Origin of the sequence: Cellulophaga sp. RHA19, assembly GCF_002813425.1 — a bacterium.
In the GTDB taxonomy this organism is placed as follows: domain Bacteria; phylum Bacteroidota; class Bacteroidia; order Flavobacteriales; family Flavobacteriaceae; genus Cellulophaga.
In genome coordinates this window covers 3,042,916-3,066,558 of sequence record NZ_PHUL01000001.1, presented here as the reverse complement: position 1 = coordinate 3,066,558, position 23,643 = coordinate 3,042,916, and the positions used below count along the sequence as shown (strand labels likewise).

Annotated in this window: 19 protein-coding genes and 1 pseudogene; 9 read left to right on the top strand and 11 right to left on the bottom strand. The window is 30.9% G+C overall.

Annotation, left to right across the window (positions count from 1 at the left end):
* Nucleotide 1: 1 nt before the first annotated feature.
* From AX016_RS13560 to AX016_RS13550, 3 genes are all read left to right on the top strand, one after another.
* Nucleotides 2–907, top strand: coding sequence for a patatin-like phospholipase family protein (locus AX016_RS13560; RefSeq protein ID WP_100896118.1), 906 nt, complete (start codon nt 2–4; stop codon nt 905–907).
* Nucleotides 904–1,809, top strand: a complete 906-nt coding sequence (locus tag AX016_RS13555; RefSeq protein WP_100896117.1) for a patatin-like phospholipase family protein — start codon at nt 904–906, stop codon at nt 1,807–1,809. The genes AX016_RS13560 and AX016_RS13555 overlap by 4 nt, the downstream gene beginning before the upstream one ends.
* Nucleotides 1,810–1,892: 83 nt before the next feature.
* Nucleotides 1,893–2,963 carry a hypothetical protein gene (locus AX016_RS13550; RefSeq protein WP_100896116.1) on the top strand — a complete coding sequence of 357 codons (1,071 nt, stop codon included), beginning with the start codon at nt 1,893–1,895 and terminating at the stop codon, nt 2,961–2,963.
* 141 nt (nt 2,964–3,104) lie between these two features.
* Here the strand turns inward: AX016_RS13550 and AX016_RS13545 are convergent, their stop codons facing one another.
* A complete protein-coding gene (locus AX016_RS13545; RefSeq protein WP_100896115.1) occupies nt 3,105–3,623 on the bottom strand; it encodes a DUF7935 family protein in 519 nt (172 codons plus the stop codon).
* 89 nt (nt 3,624–3,712) lie between these two features.
* Complete coding sequence (locus tag AX016_RS13540) at nt 3,713–4,456, bottom strand: hypothetical protein (protein ID WP_100896114.1); 744 nt, start codon at nt 4,454–4,456, stop codon at nt 3,713–3,715.
* Nucleotides 4,457–4,645: 189 nt separating this feature from the next.
* On the opposite strand from AX016_RS13540, the gene AX016_RS13535 reads away from it, so the two are divergent.
* Entirely contained in the window at nt 4,646–5,395 is a 750-nt protein-coding gene (locus AX016_RS13535; RefSeq protein ID WP_100896113.1) for a glycosyltransferase, read from the top strand.
* A 12-nt stretch (nt 5,396–5,407) separates the two neighbouring features.
* The gene (locus AX016_RS13530) at nt 5,408–6,829 is read left to right on the top strand and encodes an ArnT family glycosyltransferase (RefSeq protein ID WP_100896112.1); all 1,422 of its coding nucleotides are present in this window, start codon (nt 5,408–5,410) and stop codon (nt 6,827–6,829) included.
* Nucleotides 6,830–6,862: 33 nt separating this feature from the next.
* On the opposite strand, the gene AX016_RS13525 is transcribed toward AX016_RS13530, so the two are convergent.
* The 3 genes from AX016_RS13525 to AX016_RS13515 all read right to left on the bottom strand — a co-directional run bounded on the left by AX016_RS13525 (nt 6,863) and on the right by AX016_RS13515 (nt 10,336).
* A complete protein-coding gene (locus AX016_RS13525; RefSeq protein WP_100896111.1) occupies nt 6,863–8,443 on the bottom strand; it encodes an FMN-binding glutamate synthase family protein in 1,581 nt (526 codons plus the stop codon).
* Between the two features lie 104 nt (nt 8,444–8,547).
* Complete coding sequence (locus AX016_RS13520) at nt 8,548–9,828, bottom strand: amidohydrolase (RefSeq protein ID WP_100896110.1); 1,281 nt, start codon at nt 9,826–9,828, stop codon at nt 8,548–8,550.
* A 46-nt stretch (nt 9,829–9,874) separates the two neighbouring features.
* Nucleotides 9,875–10,336, bottom strand: a complete 462-nt coding sequence (locus AX016_RS13515; protein ID WP_100896109.1) for a GNAT family N-acetyltransferase — start codon at nt 10,334–10,336, stop codon at nt 9,875–9,877.
* Between the two features lie 154 nt (nt 10,337–10,490).
* On the opposite strand from AX016_RS13515, the gene AX016_RS13510 reads away from it, so the two are divergent.
* The 3 genes from AX016_RS13510 to AX016_RS13500 all read left to right on the top strand — a co-directional run bounded on the left by AX016_RS13510 (nt 10,491) and on the right by AX016_RS13500 (nt 14,197).
* Entirely contained in the window at nt 10,491–12,812 is a 2,322-nt protein-coding gene (locus tag AX016_RS13510) for an ATP-dependent helicase (RefSeq protein WP_100896108.1), read from the top strand.
* A 78-nt stretch (nt 12,813–12,890) separates the two neighbouring features.
* On the top strand, nt 12,891–13,493 hold the full coding sequence (locus AX016_RS13505; RefSeq protein ID WP_100896107.1) for a zinc-ribbon domain-containing protein: 603 nt from the start codon (nt 12,891–12,893) through the stop codon (nt 13,491–13,493).
* An 83-nt stretch (nt 13,494–13,576) separates the two neighbouring features.
* A complete protein-coding gene (locus AX016_RS13500; RefSeq protein ID WP_100896106.1) occupies nt 13,577–14,197 on the top strand; it encodes an L-threonylcarbamoyladenylate synthase in 621 nt (206 codons plus the stop codon).
* A gap of 80 nt (nt 14,198–14,277) precedes the next feature.
* Here the strand turns inward: AX016_RS13500 and AX016_RS13495 are convergent, their stop codons facing one another.
* From AX016_RS13495 to AX016_RS13485, 3 genes and pseudogenes are all read right to left on the bottom strand, one after another.
* Nucleotides 14,278–15,129 (bottom strand): OmpA/MotB family protein, encoded by an 852-nt coding sequence (locus AX016_RS13495; protein WP_100896105.1) that lies wholly within the window; start codon nt 15,127–15,129, stop codon nt 14,278–14,280.
* A 73-nt stretch (nt 15,130–15,202) separates the two neighbouring features.
* Nucleotides 15,203–16,208 (bottom strand): annotated as a pseudogene (locus AX016_RS13490) (glycosyltransferase family 2 protein).
* Nucleotides 16,209–16,246: 38 nt separating this feature from the next.
* The gene (locus AX016_RS13485) at nt 16,247–16,693 is read right to left on the bottom strand and encodes a type I restriction enzyme HsdR N-terminal domain-containing protein (protein ID WP_100896104.1); all 447 of its coding nucleotides are present in this window, start codon (nt 16,691–16,693) and stop codon (nt 16,247–16,249) included.
* A gap of 26 nt (nt 16,694–16,719) precedes the next feature.
* Here AX016_RS13485 and holA point away from each other — a divergent pair, with 26 nt between their 5' ends.
* Nucleotides 16,720–17,721, top strand: a complete 1,002-nt coding sequence (gene holA / locus AX016_RS13480; protein ID WP_100896103.1) for a DNA polymerase III subunit delta — start codon at nt 16,720–16,722, stop codon at nt 17,719–17,721.
* Here the strand turns inward: holA and AX016_RS13475 are convergent, their stop codons facing one another.
* The 3 genes from AX016_RS13475 to AX016_RS13465 form a co-directional block, all read right to left on the bottom strand.
* The gene (locus tag AX016_RS13475) at nt 17,722–18,102 is read right to left on the bottom strand and encodes a DoxX family protein (RefSeq protein WP_100896102.1); all 381 of its coding nucleotides are present in this window, start codon (nt 18,100–18,102) and stop codon (nt 17,722–17,724) included.
* Nucleotides 18,103–18,222: 120 nt separating this feature from the next.
* A complete protein-coding gene (locus tag AX016_RS13470; RefSeq protein WP_100896101.1) occupies nt 18,223–20,634 on the bottom strand; it encodes an alpha-ketoacid dehydrogenase subunit alpha/beta in 2,412 nt (803 codons plus the stop codon).
* A 163-nt stretch (nt 20,635–20,797) separates the two neighbouring features.
* Complete coding sequence (locus tag AX016_RS13465) at nt 20,798–23,641, bottom strand: metalloprotease (protein ID WP_100896100.1); 2,844 nt, start codon at nt 23,639–23,641, stop codon at nt 20,798–20,800.
* Nucleotides 23,642–23,643 lie beyond the last annotated feature (2 nt).

The following is a 23,643-nucleotide window of genomic DNA, read 5'->3' as shown; positions in this document are numbered from 1 at the left end:
TATGCGTGCAATGGTAATTTCTGGTGGTGGTAGCAAAGGCGCTTTTGCAGGTGGTGTTGCACAATACTTAATACAAGATGCTATGCATAAGTACAATATGTTTATTGGTACATCTACAGGGAGTTTACTTATTTCTCATTTAGCATTGCAAAAAATTGATAAAATAAAGCAAATTTATACGTCTGTTAATCAACAGGATATTTTTAGTTCTTGTCCGTATACTATTTCAAAAAAACACGGTATAGAAACCATTGGTATTAATCATTTTAGAGTCTTAAAAAATATACTACGTGGTAGTAAAACTTTTGGTGAGAGCTATAGCCTTTTAAAATTGATAAAAAAATCTATTACGGAGCAAGAGTTTTATCAACTTAAAAAAAATAATACAGAAATTGTTGTTACTGTTGCCAACCTGTCTTTAAATAAAGTAGAGTATAAATCTATAAAAGATTGTACTTATAATGAGTTTTGTGAGTGGGTATGGATTTCTTGTAACTATACGCCTTTTATGAGCTTAGTTAAAAAAAATGGTTGTGAATATGCAGATGGTGGTTTAGGTAGTATGGTACCAATTGAAGAAGCTATTAAAAGAGGAGCAACCATTGTAGATGCTATTGTTTTACAAACAGAAACTAATTTATTTAATAGAATGCCATCTAAAAACGCATTCTCTTTATTAACAAATATGTTTGCTTTTATGGCAGATAGGATAGAGCAACAAAACATACGTATAGGTAAATATGTGGCCAATCATAATAACGCAATTATTAACTTTTACTATACTCCTACAATTTTAACTACAAATTCTCTTATTTTTGAAGAGAAAAAAATGACTACTTGGTGGAAGAGTGGTTATGATTTTGCAAAAAACAAGAATACAGAAACAAACCATATAGATATAGAATGAGAGCATTAGTAATAAGTGGTGGCGGTAGTAAAGGTGCATTTGCTGGTGGTGTAGCTCAGTATTTAATGGAAATTGAAAATAGAAAATACGATATTCTTGTAGGTACTTCTACAGGTAGTTTATTAATTTCTCATTTAGCATTAGACAATGTTGGTTTGCTGTATGATTTGTATACCAATGTAAATCAGCGTAAAATTTTTAGTTTAAATCCTTTTGTAGTTAAACGCAAAGGAGATAGGGAGTTTGTATCTATTAATTATTTTAATGTTTTATTACAGTTTATAAAGCGTAAAAGAACATTTGGAGAAAGTAGGTCTTTACGTTCTACAATAAAAAAACATTTTACAATATCAGACTATAGGCAAATTATAGAAAATACGTCTAAAGATGTAGTTGTTACAGTATCTAATTTATCTAAAAATAGAGTAGAGTATAAGTCTATTAGAGATTTTAGTTATGAAGAGTTTTGTGATTGGGTATGGATTTCTTGCAATTACATACCATTTATGTCTTTGGTAAAAAAAGATGGTTATGAGTATGGTGATGGCGGCTTAGGTTGTGTATTACCAATTAGAGAGGCTATAGAACGCGGTGCTACAGAGGTAGATGCTATAATTTTAGAGTCAGAAAAAATGGAGCATAATAAGGTTTTAGGAAAAAACCCTTTTTCTTTAATGCTAAGTATTTACGGTTTTGTTTTAGACCAAATAGAGCATCATGACATTTCTGAAGGTGTAATTTACGCAAAGCACAAAGGTGTTAAATTAAATTTATACTACACACCAACTAAATTAACAGAAAACTCATTGGTGTTTAATAAAAAGCTAATGGCACAATGGTGGGAGCAAGGGTTTAACTATGCCGAAAAGAAAGCAGCAAAATTTAAAAAAATCTTACAATAGGCTCGTCATAATTGCCGTGTTTTTAATACGAAAAGCTGTTTTTTATCGTTATTTATGTTTACAAAAATATGTATACTTAAATTATGATAATAAGACCTAAGTTCTATAGATTTCCTTTGTTTATATCTTTACTTTCTGTAAGTATTTTTAGTTTTACCTCCTGTAGTAAAGATGATACTAGTAATAATAATGAAGAAGAAGAGGTTGTTGAAGATGAGTTAAAGTTAGATGAAGATTTTTATTTAAATAAAGACAAAACTGTTGCAAACTACATTCTTTCAGCAAAAGATTACAATTCTTTTTTAGTGCCTGATACAGAGAAAGATTTTTCAAAAATAACAAAGAAAGTATATAGTCATTTTGAAGATGAGTTCGATTTTATTTTTATTCTCTCTACAGAAGATGATCAGCCTAGCGGACTATATTACGGTGTCTCATATACCGCACAAAATGATGTTGAAGGAATAGGAGGAAATCTTTATAATGGTACTGCAAAATATGGTTCTTCAGGAAGATTAAAAAGTATTATTCATATGCCTAAAACAGAGTATATTAAAAATGGTCCTTTTTTACATGAAATAATGCATTATTGGGGAAATTATAACTTTATAGAAACGCAAGAAAGCGGACATTGGGGTTTTTCTTCAGTAGGTGGTCAATTGGGAGGTTTTGATGAGTTAATTGCTTCTGGAGATGGCACATACACAGGAAAATTAAATGGCGAAGAAGGATTTGGAACTTTTGCCAATGGTGGTAATAGTATTGCTTATGGTAATGCAGAACTTTATTTAATGGGTTTAATTGGTGTAGACGAATTAAAGGACATAAAAATAGCTAAAAACGCTAAAACCACTAAGTATGGCGAGTTTACTGCAGATGAAATAATAACTTTAACTGCTAATGATATAGTAGCTAAACATGGTGAAAGAAAGCCATCAGTAGCTACTTCTCAAAAAGCATTTAATGCTATTGTAGTTGTAATTTCCAAAAATGCTATATCTAAGGATAAACTACAAAAGATAGAAGATGACATAGAGAATTTTTCAAGAAATAGTGCGCCAGATGCTTCTTGGAGTAATACCTATAATTTTTGGCAAGCTACTAAAGAAAAGGCAACCTTAAATATAGAGATTCCAACACCTAAAAAAGAATAACAATTAAATTATTTACAGTACTAACAAAGCATCTAAGAGTTACTTTAGATGCTTTTGTTTTATAAAAAAATTAAAAATAATCGTAAAAAAAAAGACTGCCTATTAAGACAGTCTTTTATATTTTACAATAAGCTTTTTATGTTACCACAATTCGCTTATTTCCTTTTTTATATACGTTAAAGCAGTTGCAGATGGTGATGCTTTATCCATAGTACTACTTAAAATATCTTCTCTTAATTTATCTGCAGAGTCAGCTTCACTCATAGCTGCTTTACGTATGGTTTGTACCGTAGCACTTTTAGCTGTTTTTATAATGTTCCAACTTTCATCAGACAAGTATATTTGTTGAGATAAGTTGTGATCAAATTCTTTTTCAATATTTTTTATTAATAAAGTTTCGTATGCATTTTTGTCATTACCAACAGGTGCAACACGTACAACTAAACTTGGTATAGAAATACGCTCTAAAAATAAAGCCATACGCTCATAAGCTTGTAATCTAGTAGGTATAGTACTTTTTTGAGAATCTTTATGTAATAAAAAACGTCTTCTGCCTTCTTCATTTTTAGTATGCATTTTAAAAAAGTAAAAAGCTACCATACCAGTTACAACACTTGGTAATAAATAGGCAAACATTTGTAATATTATTTCTGTTGTCATTGCGGGTTATCTTTAAAGTTTGATTACGATTTTAAAACGCACAATTTTCACAAAAATTATATGACTATAAAATATCAAGTAACTAAAAATTACTTTATACTTTTCATATGCTCTCTAACACGTAAGTAAAAGTTAGCGTAATTTGTATGTATTTTAAAATTAACATTAGAATTACTCTGCGTAGTGCTTTCTAAAGTTATGCGCTCTGCAAGAATGTTATACTTAGTTATTAATGAGTTTTGTATGGCAAATAAACTTGTAGCTGTACTAGATATTGTAACTTTAGAATCTACGTTTAAAAGTAAAATATTAGATATTTTTTCTAGAAAAGCTTCTCCTGTAGCACTTACTTTGGCTTTTGATGCATCTAAGATATTTTGTTCTGTCTCTGTAATTACTACTTCACCATTAGTCACGGCAATTTTTGCATTTTCTCCTAAAGACTGCTTGGCATTAGTTAGTATAACTATTGCTGTAGAATCATTTTTACTAAAAGTATCTTCAATAATAGAAAGCTGAGATTCTTTAGACTTTAAGGCTTCTAAAGTTTTAGCCATATTTTTAGAATTTTGACTAGATACTTGTGTAAAGTTCTTAAGGTTAGTAAGTAATGATTTGTTTGCATTTTGCAATTCTGTTGCTTGGCTTTTGTATAAATCAGCTTCTGCAACGCTAACTTTAGCTATTTTTTTTGCTTCGGCTAAAGCAATATTAGTCTGTGCAATACTATCTTTCAAGGTTTCAACTTGTTCTATTAAGTCGCTCTTTTTTTGTGCGATAGTGGTAATTGTAAAACATAAAAATAGTAGGGTAGATAGGGTAATTTTTTTCATAAAACATATAAGATTTAAGAGACAAATTTAAACATTTAATTAAGGTGACAAATTAATTTTATGAAGTTGCTTTTTTTCAATTAAAATAGACTCTTTATACTTTAATATTAACTTAAAGATGTACCGTAATAATGACTGTCATATTGTTTTTTAATATCTTGCAGCCCAAAATTAATTAGTTTGCAGCAAATGTCTTATACTACATGTGTAGTAATACCCTGTTATAATGAAGTTAAAGAACTTAAAAATAGAGTTTATGATGGTTTTTTAAAAGAAAATACAGATACACTTATTTGTTTTGTAGATGATGGCTCCACAGATGGTACATACTCACAACTAAAATCGTTAGAAACACAATACCCTAATAAAGTTGTTGTTTACAAAAATCCAAAAAATACAGGAAAAGCAGAGTCTGTGAGGAACGGAGTAAACTTTGTTTGCACTAATTACAATATAAGCCTTGTTGGTTATTTAGATGCAGATTTGGCAACATCTTTAGAAGAGTTTACTTCATTAACAAACTATGTAGACCAAAATGTTTCTTTTGTTTTTGGATCTAGAATTATGAAGCTAGGTTCTACAATAGAGCGTAAAACGTCTCGTTTTTTTATAGGAAGATTTATAGCTACTGTAATTTCTATTATATTAGATTTAAAAGTTTACGATACACAATGTGGTTGTAAACTATTTAAGAAAGAATTGGCTCTAGAAGTTTTTAATAAACCTTTTGTTTCTCGTTGGCTTTTTGATGTAGAAATTTTTAACAGAATTGTAGTGCTATATGGTAAAGAAAAAGCATTAGAAAAAATGTTAGAAATTCCACTTAAACGTTGGGTAGATCAAGGAGATTCTAAAGTAAAAACATCTTACTTTTTTCAGCTTTGGTTAGACTTGTATAAAATTAATAAAATTTGTAAACAAAGTGCTAATGCACAATAATAACAGTATAAAATGACTGATAAAAAAACTACCATTAATTATATGTTGATAGCCGTTTTGTCTATCGTTGTATTTAGGTTTATTATTACCGGAGCCATACCATTACTAGATAAAACAGAAGCTCGTTATGCAGAAATATCTAGATTAATGCAAGAAACAGGGGAGTGGGTTGTTTTACAAATTGATTATAATGAACCATTTTGGGCAAAGCCACCATTATCTACTTGGATGTCTGCAATGAGTTTTCAACTTTTTGGTGTAAATGAATTAACTGCAAGGCTACCTTCGTTTTTATTAGGTGTGGCAATGTTATTTATATTAGGATATTTTGTTAAAAAAACAAAAGTATCTCCGTTACTCCCAGCTTTAGTTTTAGTTACAACTCCAGAATTTTTAATACACATGGGGGTAGTGTCTACAGATTCTGCTTTGTGTTTTAGTGTAATGTTAATTATGCTATCATTCTGGAAAAGTATTACATCAGATAAAAAATCAATTTGGAACTATCTATTTTTTGTTGGCTTAGGTTTAGGGTTTTTAGCTAAAGGGCCTTTAGTGTTGGTGTTAACGGGAGCTCCAGTATTTTTCTGGTTGTTGTTAGACCGTAAAACATTTTTTTATAACCTAGGCAAATTACCTTGGATAGTTGGTTTACTAATAACTGTAGTAATTGCTTTACCTTGGTATTTGTTAACAGAACAAAGATCACCAGGCTTTATAGATTATTTTATAGTAGGTGAACATTTTAATAGGTTTTTAAAACCAGGATGGAGTGGTGATTTATATGGTCAGCCAAAAACACAACCATTAGGTTTAATTTGGGTATTTATGTTGTCTTTTTGTTTGCCTTGGTTTTATATTGTAATAGCAAAAATAGTAAAGCTTAAAAAGCGTATTTTAGATGATAAATACACAGCTTTTTTATTGTTTTGGTTGTTGTGGACACCAATTTTCTTCACTATTTCTAAAAACATTTTGCATACTTATATTTTACCATCTACAATACCTTTGGCATTATTAATAGCGCATTGGTGGCCAGAGTACAAGCATAAAAGAAGGGCTTTAATTGCGTGCTCTATATTTCCTATTTTAGTTTTTATTGCTGGTGCAGGACTTTTGGTTACAGACCAGTGGAAAGTATATATGAACTCTGATAAGTTACTTATAGCAAAATCAGAAGAATTAAAAATTGATAAGAACCCGCCTGTTTTGTACCTTGATTCTAAAACATATTCTAGTCAGTTTTACAATAAGGGTAATGTTATAGATACTAGAGATGAACCTGCTAAAATAGATTCTATTTTAGAGGCTTATGATAAACTTTATATTTTATCGGATAAAAGAGAGTTTTACCTTTTACCTAAAAAGTACGTAAGTAAATTACAGGTAATAGATACAACAAAAAAAGCACGTCTTTATCTTTATAATAAATAAGTGCTTTTCTAAATATTAATGTATAAAACGAGTCTATTTTTTAGGCTCGTTTTTCATATACTCTTTTCCGCCTAAGTGAGCACAATCATATAGTTCTTGCATACCGTTAAAAGGAACTTTTGCTTTGTTATAACCGTATGTAAAAGCTAAACTTCTATTTAGTTCATTATCATCTAAGTTTACTTGTATATCATCCATCGTATATTGGCAAGGATGCTCATAACCAGAGGCATGCGTAATCTCTATCAATTCTTTTCTAAAACTTTTAAAGTACTGCGCTAAACGATCTGACTTAAGAGGAACATTTACACCTCTTTGTAACCATTGGTTTTGTGTTGCTATACCAGCCGGACATGTATTTGTGTGGCAAGCTTGTGCTTGTATACATCCAATACTCATCATTGCTTCACGGGCAACATTAATACAATCTACACCCATAGCAAATGCCATAGCAGCTTTAGCAGGGAAACCTAATTTACCGCTACCAATAAACACAATTCTATCTGTTAATTTTTTTTCTAAAAATAGTTTATATAGGCTAGAGAAACCATAAACCCAAGGTAAAGATACGTGGTCTGCAAAACTTGGTGGAGCAGCACCCGTACCACCTTCACCACCATCTACAGTAATAAAATCTGGTCCTTTACCTGTTTTTAGCATAATATCTGCTAGCTCTTCCCATTGATCTAATTTACCTATGGCGCCTTTAATACCAACAGGTAATCCTGTTTTTTCTGCTATTTCTTCAATTAAATCTACTAATTCTTGTACCGTACTAAATGCTTTATGTGTTGCAGGAGACAAAACATCTTTGCCAATTTCTACACCACGTATTTCTGCAAGTTCTGCAGTAATTTTAGCCCCAGGTAAAACACCTCCCTTACCAGGTTTTGCTCCCTGAGATAGTTTTATTTCAATAGCTTTTATACAAGGATTATTTTCTGTTAAAGTTATTAATTTATCCATAGATAAATTTCCGTCTTTAGATCTAACTCCAAAATAACCTGTTCCAAAATGAAAAACAACATCACCACCTTGTTTGTGGTATGGAGATAAACCGCCTTCACCAGTGTTATGGTATGCGCCACTTTTTAACACTCCTTTGTTCATCGCTTCTACAGCTGCTGCAGATAAAGAACCAAAGCTCATAGCAGATACATTTATAGCAGATGCTGGTCTAAATGGCTTTTTACGTTTATTGTATGCACCTATTACTTTAGCACAAGGTAAAAATGTTTTATCAATTGTATTAGGATGATTGTCTGCAACCTTGTACGCCATCATTTGGTTTTTTACAAAAATATGTTGGTGTGCATATACATCTCTATCTGTACCAAAACCCTCGTAATTATTTTCACTTTTAGCAGAAGCGTAAATCCATCCACGCTCTATACGGTTAAAAGGAAGTTCTTCTCTATTGTTAGCAACAAAATACTGCCTCATCTCAGGACCAATACTTTCTAACATATAACGTATATGGCCAACGATAGGAAAGTTATGAGAAATAGTATGTTTTTTCTGAAAGAAAATGTCACGAATAGCAACTAGTGCTAACCCAATTAATAACCATATCCACCAAGAGATACTAGATATAAAATTTAAAAAAGAATCCATTTAATCTGTATTTGTTTTTTAAAGTCAAATTTTATATAAATTTAACTTTGTAATTATGCTACAAAAATAACCAAATCTATAGTTATTTATTGTTTGGCCTAACGTTATTTGTTTAAATAATCTAAACTCATTTCTGTTAGTGTTTTAACACCTAAAAGCATTCCTGCATCATCAATTTTAAAGTCTGGTGTGTGGTGAGGATAAGCTTCATTGTTACCTGGTGTCATTCCGCCTAAAAAGAAATAAAACCCAGGTACAACCTCTTGAAAGTATGAAAAGTCTTCACCACCAGTTGTAGCTTTTGTTAAATGAACGTTTTTTTCGCCTGCGACACGCTGCATAGTTGGTAACATTTGGTTTACTAAAGCAACATCATTATAGGTAATAGAAGTTTGACTCTCTACTTCTAAAGTTGCTGTACCGCCATATGCTTTAGCAATAGTCTCTGTCATTTCTTTCATTCTGCGTAAAATAAGTTCACGCATATCCGGATTTAATGTTCTAATGGTACCAATAAGTTCTGCACTTTCAGGAATAATATTAAAGCGTACGCCGCTAGTAATTTTACCTACAGTTATTACAGCAGCTTCTTCCGTAAGGTTAGATTCTCTACTAATAATGGTTTGCAAACCATCAATAATTTTAGCAGATATTACTATAGGATCTACACCAGACCAAGGCTGTGAGCCGTGTGTTTGTTTGCCTTTAACATTAATAACAAAACGCTCTACAGCTGCCATTATACCTTCCGTTTTGTATTTAATTAAACCAACAGGAGTACCAGAATTAATATGTAATCCAAAAATTGCATCAACTTTAGGGTTTTGCATAACGCCTTCTTTTATCATTAAAGCAGCACCACCTTCTTCTCCAGGAGGGGCACCTTCTTCTGCAGGTTGAAAAATAAACTTAATAGTACCATTTATTTTATCTTTGTTTTGAGCTAAAATTTCTGCAACGCCCATTAATATAGCCGTGTGTGTATCGTGTCCGCAAGCGTGCATAACACCAGTTTCTACCCCTAAAAATTGGTCTTTAACTTTAGACTTAAATGGTAAATTATTGCGTTCTGTTACAGGTAATGCATCTATATCTGCTCTTAAAGCAATTACTTTTCCTGGATGTTTCCCTTTTAAAATACCAACAACGCCTGTTACAGCTACTTTTGTTTGTACTTCTATTCCTAAAGATTTTAAATGCTCAGCAATTTTTTCTGCAGTTTTAAACTCTCGGTTAGATAGTTCTGGGTTTTGATGAAAATGATGCCTCCATTCAATAACTTTTTTTTCAATATTCTTGTAATCAGTATCTAATTTGTAATTCTGTGCTTGTAAAGCAAAGCTACTTAGCAGAACTGCTAGTAATAAATTGGTTTTAGTTTTCATATAGTTGTAATTAGTCAGTTATTTTGGTTTTTATCAATCTTTAAAATTAGATTTTCATTCTCATATTTACCATATGCTTTTTAAATCCTGCTTTTTCATACGCTCGTAAGGCAGCGGCATTTTCACTATAAACATCTAATCTAACTTCAGTGGTATTTTGCTGTTTTATCCATTTAAATAAAAAGTCTATTATACTTTTGTTTACACCTTTGCCACGTTGCTTGGGATCTACATACATAAAACCTAAATAGGCGTAGGTACTGTGTTTTAAATGTTTTTTAGCCTCCCTAATTGTAGCATAAGCAGAGCCAATAAGCGTATTGTTTAATGTGGCAACAGCTACAATTGTTTTAGGATCCTTTAATAAATCTTCAATACTGTAGTAAGAAATTGGGTCTGGCTTTAAAGTTTCATCAAAAGGACGTTCTGCTAAAATTACTCCTTGCTCAAAAGACTTAAGTGTTTCTAAATCTTCAAGTTTAGCTATTCTAATTTCAATATTTTCCAATATAATGTATGTTTTAAAAGTAGTATTCTCTAAAGATATTTAAAATAAAACTGATTGTAAATTTTATTGTTTATAATTATTAATAGTACTTGTTTTATCTGGCAGTAATTATGGTTAAATTTACACTTCTCTAAAATTTTTAATACAAAATCAATTGGAAGAATTTATTGCCCAACTAAACGAGGCTCAAAAAGCACCTGTTTTACATACAAAAGGACCATTAATGGTAATTGCCGGAGCTGGTTCTGGTAAAACAAGGGTATTAACTTACCGTATTGCATATTTAATACAACAAGGTGTGGATCCTTTTAATATTTTGTCGCTTACGTTTACCAACAAGGCAGCAAGAGAAATGAAAGTGCGTATAGCAGATATTGCTGGTAGTGCAGAGACCAAGAGTTTATGGATGGGTACTTTTCACTCCATTTTTGCTAAATTATTACGTTTTGAAGCTGATAAGTTAGGGTATCCTAACAATTTTACTATTTATGATACTCAGGATTCTCAGCGTTTAATTGCTTCTATTATTAAAGAAATGCAGTTAGACAAGGATGTTTATAAATACAAACAAATACAAAATAGAATATCATCTTATAAAAATAGTTTAATTACTGTAAAAGCGTATTTTAATAATCCAGATTTAGTAGAGGCAGATGCAATGGCAAAACGCCCACGTACTGGTGAAATTTATAAAAATTATGTAGATAGATGTTTTAAGGCAGGTGCAATGGATTTTGATGATTTATTGTTAAAAACCAATGAGCTTTTAAACGTTTTTCCAGAAGTACTTCAAAAATACCAAAATAGGTTTCAGTATATAATGGTTGATGAGTACCAAGATACAAACCACTCTCAATACCTAATTGTAAAAGCATTATCAGATAAATTCCAAAACATTTGTGTTGTGGGTGATGATGCACAAAGTATTTACTCCTTTAGAGGGGCAAACATTAGTAATATTCTAAACTTTCAAAAGGATTACGATAATGTTGCAATGTACAGGTTAGAGCAGAATTACCGTTCTACTGGTAATATTGTAAATGCAGCTAACTCTATTATAGAAAAAAATAAAAATCAGTTAGAAAAGGTTGTTTGGACTTCTAATGAAGACGGACCATTAATTAAGGTTCACCGCAGTATTACTGATGCAGAAGAAGGTAGGTTTGTTGCTGGTACTATTTTTGAAACTAGGATGAATGAGCAGCTGCACAACGGTGAATTTGCAGTGCTTTACCGTACCAACTCACAATCTAGGTCTATTGAAGATGCTTTGCGAAAAAGAGATATACCGTACAGAATATATGGTGGATTATCTTTTTACCAACGTAAAGAAATTAAAGATGTTTTGGCTTATTTAAGATTGGTAATAAACCCTAAAGATGAAGAAGCATTAAAGCGTGTTATAAATTTTCCAGGAAGAGGAATAGGGCAGGCTACAATAGATAAATTACTAGTTACAGCTAACCATTACGGCAGATCTATGTTCGAGGTTATGGAGAACATAGATAAAATAGAACTAAAAATAAATTCAGGAACCAAACGTAGGCTAACAGAGTTTGTTAATATGATTAAAGGTTTTCAGATAATGAACAAAGGAGCAGATGCTTTTTCTTTGTCTGAACACGTTGCCAAAAAAACAGGTATTCTTTTAGAGTTTAAAAAAGATGGTACACCAGAAGGTATTGCCAAAATGGAAAACATAGAAGAACTTTTAAATGGTATAAAAGACTTTGTTGAAGGTCAAATGGAACTTGCTGATGCCACAGGTAATATAGCTGAGTTTTTAGAAGATGTGGCACTTGCTACAGATTTAGATAATGATAAGGGAGATGATGACCGTGTTGCGCTTATGACAATACATATGGCAAAGGGACTAGAGTTTCCACACGTATTTATTGTAGGTATGGAAGAAGATTTGTTTCCATCTGCAATGAGTATGAACACGCGAACTGAGCTTGAGGAAGAACGTAGATTATTTTATGTAGCATTAACAAGAGCAGAAAAACAAGCCTATTTAACGTATACAGAAAGTAGGTACCGTTGGGGTAAATTAGTAGATGCAGAACCTAGTAGGTTTATTGAAGAAATAGACGAGAAGTTTATAGAAAATCTAACACCAGTTAGTAACTACAAATATAAATCTCTTATTGATAAGAATATTTTTGGTGAAGTAGATAAAAGTAAGCTTAGGCAAGCTAAACCTGTATCTGGTATACCGCCAAGCGCACCTAAACCTAATGAAAACCAACTACGTAAATTAAGAAAACTAAAGCCAGAGTTAGCACAGCCTATTGCTAATAATTCAAACTTAGATCCTGGTTTGGTAGAAGGTGCAGCTGTAAATCATACAAGATTTGGGAGGGGTGTAATTATAAAAATTGATGGTGTAGGTAATGACAAAAAAGCAGAGATTAAGTTTGATAAAGGTGATATAAAAAAATTACTACTACGTTTTGCTAAGTTAGAAGTACTGTAAACAGGGATGTAATTTTCTTACTAAATGGTTTTATTTGTAGTATATTTAATTAAATAACAACTATAAAAACCATCAAATATGATTTTTTACGGATCTAATTCATCACATTTAAAATCCCAATTAACAAGGCAAATACCTTGTAGTAATTGCAAAGAAAGCGCTAAGTTTAGTGTAGAGGTCTACGGTAAGTATGCCCATTTATATTGGATTCCTATTTTTCCAATAGGTAAAACAGGTGCAGCAGTATGTACTAATTGTAATAGTGTTTTTGAGCCAAGACAAATGGATCATAACTTAAAGTTAGAATACAAAAATGTTAAGGGTGAAACCAAAACACCTATAAAACATTTTTCTGCATTATTTATAATAGGAATTTTAATAGCTGGTTTAAGTTTTTCATCTTTTTTAGATGGAAAAAATACAGAGGACTATATTAATCAGCCACAAGTTAATGATGTATATAGATTTAAAACAGAAGCTAGTTATTTCTCAACTATGAAAATAGCAGCAATTTCTGATAGTATTTATTTTAAAGTGAATGAATACGAAACAAATAAACAATCAGGAATTAACGAAATAGACATTGCTAAAAATTACAGTAAAGAACAATACGGTTACACAGTAGAAGAATTAAAAGGCTTATATAAAGATAAGATTATTTACGAAGTAGATAGAGACTAGTTTTTATGTAAGTTTTTACAGTAATACAAGACTAATATTAGCAAGGAAAATTACTGTAATCAGTTTTTAAAAAACAATAAATTATGGCTCAGTTTATTAAAATATATCCAGACAACCCCAATCCCACTGCAATTAAAAAGGTTGTAGATGTTTTAAAAAAAGGCGGATTGGTTATATACCCAACCGATACAGTGTATGGTTTAGGTTGTGATATAACAAACACTAAAGCTTTAGAAAAAATAGCGCGTATAAAAGGTGTAAAATTGGCTAAAGCTAATTTTTCTTTTATTTGTGCAGACTTAAGTAATTTGTCTGAATATGTAAAACAAATAGATACAGCAACTTTTAAAATACTAAAGAGGGCTTTGCCTGGTCCTTATACATTTATACTTCCTGGTAATAATAACTTACCAAAAGATTTTAAAAAGAAGAAAACTGTTGGTATACGTGTACCAGATAATTCTATAGCAAATGCGTTGGTGCAAGAACTGGGTAACCCTATTGTGTCTACATCTATTAGAGATGAAGATGAGTTGTTAGAGTATACTACAGACCCTGAGTTAATTTATGAAAAGTGGGATAATTTAGTTGACATTGTTATAGATGGTGGCTACGGAGATAATACAGCGTCTACTGTAGTAGATTTATCAGAAGGTGAGCCAGAAATTATAAGAGAGGGGAAAGGAAATATAGATATATTTTAATAATAAATATAATATAAGTTTTACCTAATAAAAAAAGCCTCGCAAAATGCGAGGCTTTTCTATTGTAATAAAGTGTATTACTAGTTGTTTATTGCAGGATCTTTCATTCCTTCTTCGATCATACTATAGAATTGATCAATTTTAGGAAGAACTACAATTCTTGTTCTTCTGTTTTTAGCTTTATCTGTAGAAGATACAGGTATGTATTGAGATCTACCTGCAGCTGTCATACGCTTAGGATCTACACCATACTCTTTTTGTAATATACGAACTACAGCAGTTGCACGCTTAACACTTAAATCCCAGTTATCTAATAAAACGCCTTTTCTGTAAGGTACAGCATCAGTATGACCTTCTACCATAAATTCAAAATCTGGCTTATTGTTTACTACTTGTGCAACTTTACCTAAAACTTCTTTAGCTCTTGTTGCTACGTTGTAACTACCGCTGCTAAATAATAATTTATCAGATATAGAAACAAAAACAACACCTTTTTCTACGCTAATTTCAATATCCTCATCATCTAAGTTACCAAGAACACCTTTTAAACTCTGTACTAAAGATAAGTTAACAGAATCTCTACGTGTAATAGCATCGTTTAATTTACGTATTGTTAAATCTTTTTCTTTTAAGCTCTCTAAAGATTTTTCTAAGTTTTCAGCACCTTTAGCAGATAAATCTGTTAGGTTACCCATATTGTCAACTAGCACTTGGTTGTTTGCTTTAAGAAAATCGTTCTGATCTTCTAAAGTTCTTAACCTTGCATCTGCAGTTGCCTTATCTGATATACAGCTGTTTAATTTAACAGTTGCTGAGTTTAATAAATCTTCAGTTTCTTTATTTTTTGCTTCTAACTCCGCATATTTCTTTTGCGACACGCAAGAAGATAATAATATTGTAGCTCCTAAAGCTCCTAAAAAAATCTTTTTCATATTCATATTACTATTAATTGTTATTTGTTTCAAAATTATATAAAATGTTCTATCTATTGGTACTTTAATTTAGTTAATCTTTTACTAAATTGTTAAATTCTTTATTACCATTTACGAAATAAGCCCACACAATGGATTTAATTTGATAATATTTTTTTGTTTTATTCTTTACTTGCTTCTTTTTAAGCGTTTTAGGTAAGTTCCAATAAAAACTAAAATGTGCTTTAATGATTGCTAAGCAATGAGAAAATCGCATTTGTGACATAAAACGCAAACCTGTTATACCATCCAACAACAACCTTGCCATAACTATAAAAAATGCCTTGTAAAAAGGTATATTTTTTACAATACTAAATAGAGAATTTCTAAAGTTTAAAAATGTTTTTTTTGGATTCATTTCATTAAGTGTAGAACCTCCTAAATGATAAACAGTTGAAGCTCCTACATACATAATTTTCAGTCCCATATTTTGTGCTCGCCAGCATAGATCTATTTCTTCTTGGTGAGCAAAATAATCTTCATCAAAACCACCTAACAAAGTAAAAGTAGATTTACGTATAAATAAACAAGCGCCACTTGCCCAAAAAATAGGAACAGTATCATTGTATTGTCCTTTGTCTTCTTCTAAAGTATCAAAAATTCTACCTCTGCAAAAAGGGTAGCCTAAGCTATCTATATATCCACCGGCAGCACCTGCATACTCAAAATGAGTTTTCTTTTTTAAGTCTAATATTTTAGGTTGTATAATAGCTGTTTCAGTATCACTTGTAAAATAATTAGCTATAGGTGTTAACCAGTTTGGAGTTACTTCTACATCAGAATTAAGTAGGCAAAATACATCTTCATTTATATGTTTTAAAGCATCATTATATCCCTTTGCATAACCACCGTTAGTTGTGTTTTGTATAATTTGTACAGTTGGGTAGTTTTTTTTTTATAAATGCTATAGATGTATCTGTAGATGCGTTATCTGCAACATATATTTTATGATTGTCAGAGAACTCTAGTACCGACGGTAAAAAACGTTCTAGTAGTTTTACACCATTCCAGTTTAGAATAACAACAGCGATTTTAAGCATAATATAATCTTACTTTTCTTATAAGTTCTTGTACAAATTTAACGGTTAAAATCAGGAATATCACGTAAAAACTCATAATTATCTTCTGTTATATTTGTTTGACAGTAAAAATGATTTAAACCGTTAGTCACCATTAAATAATTAGCGTCTAATTGCATATTGTAACGTGCAATTTGGTCAAAGGTAGTTTGTGTAATATTTATTTCGGGAGCTTTACACTCAACCAAAATATTTATGCTTCCGTCTGTGTTAAAAACAACAACATCGTATCTTTTTTTTAAGTTGTTAATTACCAGCTGTTTTTCTACATTTATAAGGCTTATTGGGTATTTTTTTTGATAAATAAGATGATGTACCACGTGTTGTCTTACCCATTCTTCAGGTTGTAATACCACAAATTTTTTTCTTATCACATCAAAAATATAGACTTTATTTTCGCTATTTTTGAAACGGAAGTTTTGTGTAGTAAAATTTAGCTTCTGCATACTGCAAATTTGATGATTTTTTTTAAATGGACGAAGTAAAAAAACTAATCTCCGATATTAAAAACGGAAACGTAAAACCTATTTATTTTTTAATGGGAGAGGAGTCTTACTATATAGATAAGATATCTGAGTACATTGAAAAAATGGTATTAACAGAGGAGGAGCGTGGTTTTAACCAAATGGTACTTTATGGTAAGGATGTTACTGTAGATGATATTGTGTCCAATGCCAAACGTTACCCAATGATGGCAGAAAAACAAGTTGTTGTAATTAAAGAGGCTCAGCATTTGTCTAGAACTATAGATAACTTGACTAGTTATGCTAATAATCCGCAATTAACTACAGTTTTAGTAATATGTTATAAGTACGCAAAATTAGACAAGCGTAAAAAGCTATATAAAGCAGTACAAAAAAGCGGTGTTTTATTTGAGAGTAAAAAATTATACGAAAATCAAGTAGCAGATTGGATTAAAAAAGTACTTAAGGGAAGTGGTTATACTATAACTCCAATTGCTGCTCAATTATTAGTAGAGTATTTAGGTACTAGTTTAAGTAAGATAAATAATGAGTTAGAAAAACTTAAAATTGTAATTACAAAAGATACAGAGATTACTCCTGCTACAATTGAGAAGCATATAGGTATTAGTAAAGACTTTAATAATTTTGAACTTAAAAAAGCAATAGGGGAACGCAACACATTAAAAGCTGCGCGCATAGTAAATTATTTTGCCCAAAACCCTAAGGATAATCCGTTTTTAGTAACAGTAACAGTATTACATACTTATTTTACTCAAATACTACAATATCACGGATTAAAAGACCGCTCTAAAGGAAATGTTGCAAGAGTTTTAGGGGTAAACCCTTATTTTGTTGGAGAATACCAAACAGCAGCAAAAAACTTTCCAATGAAAAAAGTAAGCGGAATTATATCTACTTTACGAGATTTAGATTTAAAAGGTAAAGGAGTTGGAGCTTATAATATGTCTCAGGCAGATTTACTTAAAGAACTTTTAGTAAAAGTTTTTTAATTATTTACCGTCTACACTAAATCTACCAGGTCCTAATAAAAATATTATCATAAAAAACAGAAGGTAAAGTACAGCCATTTCTTTTACACTAAAAGGATCTGCAGCATGTTGTACAAAAGCAGCAATTAACATTGTTACGGCTGCTGGCACAGCAAACCATCTAGTTTTGTAACCTAATATTATAAATATTGGGCATAAAACTTCGCCTATGACTGCTAAAAATAAAGAAGGACTAGCTCCTATACCTATAGGGTCTGGAAATTTTATTTCATCACCACTAAAAAAGTTCTGTAATTTTGGTATTCCGTGTGTAAGCATCATTGCAGATGGCACAATACGCAGTAGTGCCAATCCTATATTTGTCTTAATGTTATCTCTCATTATTAGGCTCGGGGATAAAAAAATTCTATGTATCTCAAATTTAGAAATATTTTTTTGAATACACGATAAATTATCACTAATAATCAAATAAAAATAGACAAAAAGTGTTATTTACAACAATTACCTAAGTTTTGGAAAATTAGCTGGGTTAGCTTCATGCATTATAGCATATATTTTTTCGAAAATATCTTCTGCATTAGGTTTAGAAAAATAATCGCCATCTGTTGCATAAGCTGGTCTGTGTGCATTAGCAGTTATAGCCTGTGGCATACTGTCTAGATACTTGTAAGCCCCTTGTTTTTCTGTTATTTCTTGTAATAAATAAGCAGAGCAACCTCCTGGTACATCTTCATCTACAACCAATAACCTATTGGTTTTTTGTACACTTTTTACAACGTCATGATTAATATCAAAAGGTAGTAAACTTTGTGCATCAATTACTTCTATGTCAATACCAACTTCTAGTAACTCTTTAGCAACTTGTTCCACAATACGTAAAGTAGATCCGTATGATAGTACAGTAATATCTGTACCCTCTTTAACAGTTTCTACAACACCAATAGGAGTACAGTGTTCACCTAAATTTGTTGGTTTTTCTTCTTTTAACCTGTAACCGTTTAGGCATTCTATAACCAATGCAGGCTCGTCAGACTTTAATAGTGTATTATAAAAACCAGCAGCTTTTACCATATTACGAGGAACAAGAATGTGCATACCTCTTAATAAATGAATAAAACCTCCCATTTGCGAACCAGAATGCCATATTCCTTCTAATCTATGACCTCTTGTTCTAATTATTAATGGAGCTTTTTGTTTACCAACAGTACGGTATAGTAAAGTTGCTAAATCATCGCTTAATGTCTGTAAAGCATACATTAAGTAATCTAAATATTGAATTTCAGCAATAGGTCTTAAGCCTCTAAGTGCCATACCAATACCTTGACCAATAATAGTAGCTTCTCTAATTCCTGTATCAGCTACTCTAAATTCTCCATATTTTTCTTGTAAACCTTCTAACCCTTGGTTTACATCACCAATAGCACCGGCATCTTCACCAAAGATTAGTGTTTCAGGGTTGTTACCAAATATATAATCAAAATTATCTCTTAAAATAACTCTACCATCTACTGTCTCTGATTCATCAGAGTAAACTGGTTTTACTTCTTCTATATTGGTTGCCTTGTTTGGCAAGTCACTATAAAGATGAGAGCTATATTTTGGTTGTATTTCATCAATATATGAAGAAATCCAATTAATTAACGCTTGTTTTTCTGCTGTATCTTCACCAATTAAATAACGTAATGTTTTTCTTGCGCTAGATGCTAAATCTCTTTTAATAGGTTCTTCTATAGCAATTAAATCGTTCTTAATTTTTGCAATAAAATTTTTGTTAGGACTTTTACTTGCCACATTCTCTAAAAGAACTACTAATGTTTTTTTAGCTTCTTTATTAGGGCTAATAAACTCTGTCCAAGCTTCTTTTTTAGCAGTACGTACTTCTTTTTTTATTTCTTTATCTATAGCAGATAATTCTTCTTCTTTTGCTATGTTGTTTTCTAAAATCCACTCTTTAAAACGTTTGTTACAATCGTTTTGTTTTTCCCAGTCTAAACGTTCTGGAGATTTGTATCTTTCATGAGAACCAGACGTAGAGTGTCCTTGAGGCTGTGTTAATTCATTTACGTGAATAAGTACAGGAACGTGCTCGTTTCTAGCAATTTCTGAAGCATTTTCGTAAGCGTGAATTAATGCTGTATAATCCCAGCCATTAACTTTTATAATTTCGTAGCCTTTATTGTCTTCATCTCTTTGAAAACCTTTAAGAATTTCTGAAATATTTTCTTTTGTAGTTTGATGTCTTGCGTGTACAGAAATACCATAAGCATCATCCCAAACACTAATTACCATTGGTACTTGTAAAACACCAGCAGCATTTATGGTCTCAAAAAAGTGACCTTCACTAGTACTTGCATTACCAATTGTACCCCAAGCAACTTCATTACCATTGTTTGAAAAATTGGTGGCGTCAATACCAGAAACATTTCTATATATTTTAGATGCCTGTGCTAAACCTAATAACCTTGGCATTTGTCCTGCTGTAGGAGAAATATCTGGACTACTATTTTTTTGTTCTGTTAAATTTTTCCAACTACCATCTTCATTTAAACTATGTGTACCAAAATGACCACCCATTTGTCTACCAGCACTCATAGGATCTTTAGTGATATCTGTAGTTGCATATAACCCGTGAAAAAATTGCTTTGCGTTTAGTAAACCTAAAGCCATCATAAAAGTTTGGTCTCTGTAATACCCACTTCTAAAATCTCCATTTTTAAAAGAACGAGCCATTGCTAATTGCGGTAGCTCTTTACCGTCACCAAATATTCCGAATTTAGCTTTACCAGTTAAGACTTCTCGTCTTCCTAACAAGCTACACTCCCTACTTAATACGGCTACTTCATAATCTTTAATGATTTGCGATTTAAAATCGTCGAAAGAAATATCGTCTTTTGTTTGTGGTTTTACGCTCATAGCTTACGAAGTTATATTTCTGCAAAAGTACCAAATTTGATTGGTTTTTGCAATAGATGAGAACGATATGTTATTGAATATTTAATAAAATAAGATCTATTTAGGTGTTTCAAATTATGAAATACTTAAAAAATACAGTTTAAATTAAATATATGTTATTTAATTAGAACCATTTTCTTGTAAATAACCCAGTTAAGGACTTTGGACTTAAGGTTACAATAAATCTTATCTTTTCTCCATAATTAGGTTGTGATACTTCCCATCCGTTGTTGGAATACATAGGAAAAAATAACTCAAAATAATCTGTTACTAAGTTTAGGCGTATACCAGTGTCATAAACAAAATTAGCTTTGGCTCCTTTGTTTTTTATGTAGCCAGCATCTCCATAGGCTTCTATCCACTTGTAAATATTGGTGCTTACATTTGTTGTTGCTATCCAATCATTAGCAAAAGGATTCTCTAATTTAGATTTAAATCCGCCTTCGGCTATAATTATTTGCTGACTATAAATACCTGTAGAAGCAGATCTTCCTAAGTATGCGTAATCAAATAAATAATCTGTAGGTCTGTCTAAAGCAAAACTAAAGTAATTAGAGTCGGTATTATTGCTTATAAATTTACCTGCAAAAAACCTAACATTTAATTGCCTGTTGTTTTGAAACAGTTTACGGTATTCTAGATCAAAAGATAGTTTAGAGAAGTTACCTGCATATTGTGCATCTGCAAACCATGATAAATAATTTATTAATCCGTTATTAGTATCCCTAAACCTGGCATTTAATACACTATAATCCGGTTCAAACTCGGTATCTAATATAATATTTTCATCAAAATCTCTAAAAACACTTATGTAGCGCATAAAAAAACTTTGACTTCTGTTAGACCTTAAATCTTTTGGTCTCCAACCTAAACCAAAAGAAGGAGTTATTTTTGTATATCTAGAATTTTCTTGAAAGTGAAATGTAGAATAACTAAATCCGTAGGTAGTAAGAAATAAGTTTTTGTTTTTATGTTGATCTCTAATTGTGAAATTACCAGACCCTACTAAAGAGTTTTCTTTAGTGGCGTAAGCGGGTGCTATTGAAAAAGTAAAAGGTCTGTCTAGTAAAGTACTATTATGTAGTTTAATAGATGGAGTTAGCCCATCATAAGCATTAAATCTTATTTCTGGGTTATAGAAAATTTGGTTGTAATAAGGGTTTTCAGCATCTTTAAAAAATTGAAAACGTAATTTTTTATTACTTCCCAAAAAGCCCTTTAAAGACTTCCAGTTATTTCTTTGGTTGTATTCGGGTATTTTTTTGTCGTAATTTAATACTAGCTTATCTTCTCCATTTCTTGGAATGGTTATATTTTTTTCATTTATAATATTAGATATCCAATATTTAGATACTATAGAATCTTTTTTTAAACCAAATAAAGAAATAGGTAAATTAGTTGATGTTTTGTTTTTTACAGTTATTTTTAAAGAGTCCTCAGTTTTTTCAATATTTTTTATTTTAAAATCTATTCTATCATTAGTAGAGATGAATTCATTAAAAAACCAATCGATATTTTTATCTGTAGATTTTTTTAAAATATTTTCGAAATCTTTAGTTGAAACTTTTTCTTGGTTGTAATTCTTGTAAAAATCTTTAATACTATTTTTTACATTATCATACCCAATGTATTCAGATAAATAGGTTAAACCTAAACCAGATTTATAGCTGTTTGCTATTTGCTGATTAAATTTTATTAGAGAATCGTTTGAAGCAGTTAGTGGTTGATCTAAGTTTTTTCTGCTTGTAAGCATAGACATTAATGCATATTGATCATTAAAATCATACTTAGCAATTTCAAAACTTCTTACTCCCCAAATTTTTGAAAACTTGCCTAATAGTTTTTGTCCATTATAATATTCATCAACATAAGTAATCATTAAATAATTAACTATAGCGTCTGTAACCCATTTTTCTTTTCTAGGGTTTAAGTGTACACTTTCATCTAAAATGTTATATAAGGATGTTTTAAGTAATTTAAGCTCGTAATTAAATTCTTCAGAATAAGGAACTATAAAAGATGGTAGTTGGTTAATGCCATATAATGGATTTTTTTTGTAGTCTAGCTCGCTTACAAGTAGTTTTTTATGTGGAAATTCGCCTAAGTTATCTTTTATATATTTAGTAACTCGGTTTATAGAAATTCCTTGTAATATTTCTGGATATTTTTTTGATTTAAAATCTGTTTCTAAAGTTAAATCTGGAGTAATATGTGTAACAAACTTTTTTTGATTGCTTAAAATTACTTCAGCACTTTTTCTGTTTTTACCATCTATTACGATGGTTTTATTTCCATTAACGCTATACTCGTTAGTTTTGTTAAGGTTTGTAGTTACAAAAAAATCTTTATTAATAGTAAGATAAAGTTTTGTAGTTGTAGCGTCTGTTTGTAGATCTTCTAAGTTTTTATTAGAATATAGCTGCCATTTGTCTTTGTATGAAGCAGGTGTTAAATACCAATCTTTTAGATAATAGGTACTATCATTACTATATCCAAACTTGGTGTATTTGTTTGGCGGTAATTGAACCTTGTAATTTATTTTTAAAGTTAATGTGGTGTCTGGGGCAAGAGGCTTGTTAAGTATAAACATTAAAATGTCTTTACTTTTAGTATGCTTGTTTGCTAATTTATTTCCTTTGCCATCTTTAGCTCTTAATATGTTTGTATAACCTCTTTCTTTAGCTTTAGCTAAGTGTAAACTTTTTTTATATTCTTCAGCAAAGCGCTTAGCTAATGCAGTTTTTTTACTAGAATAAGCGTTAGGCCAATCATTAAAATATAAAACTTCTAATGTGTCTTTTGATGTGTTTTTATAATTAAACTCTTGCTCTATGGTTATTTCATGGCAAGAAGTATCCAAGTTAGCATTAATAACAGTTGTATGTTGTGCATGTAGTTGTATACAGCAAAAGAAAAGAATTCCTATTGCTGTATACATTACATTATTTTTAAATTTTAATGCTATCATAT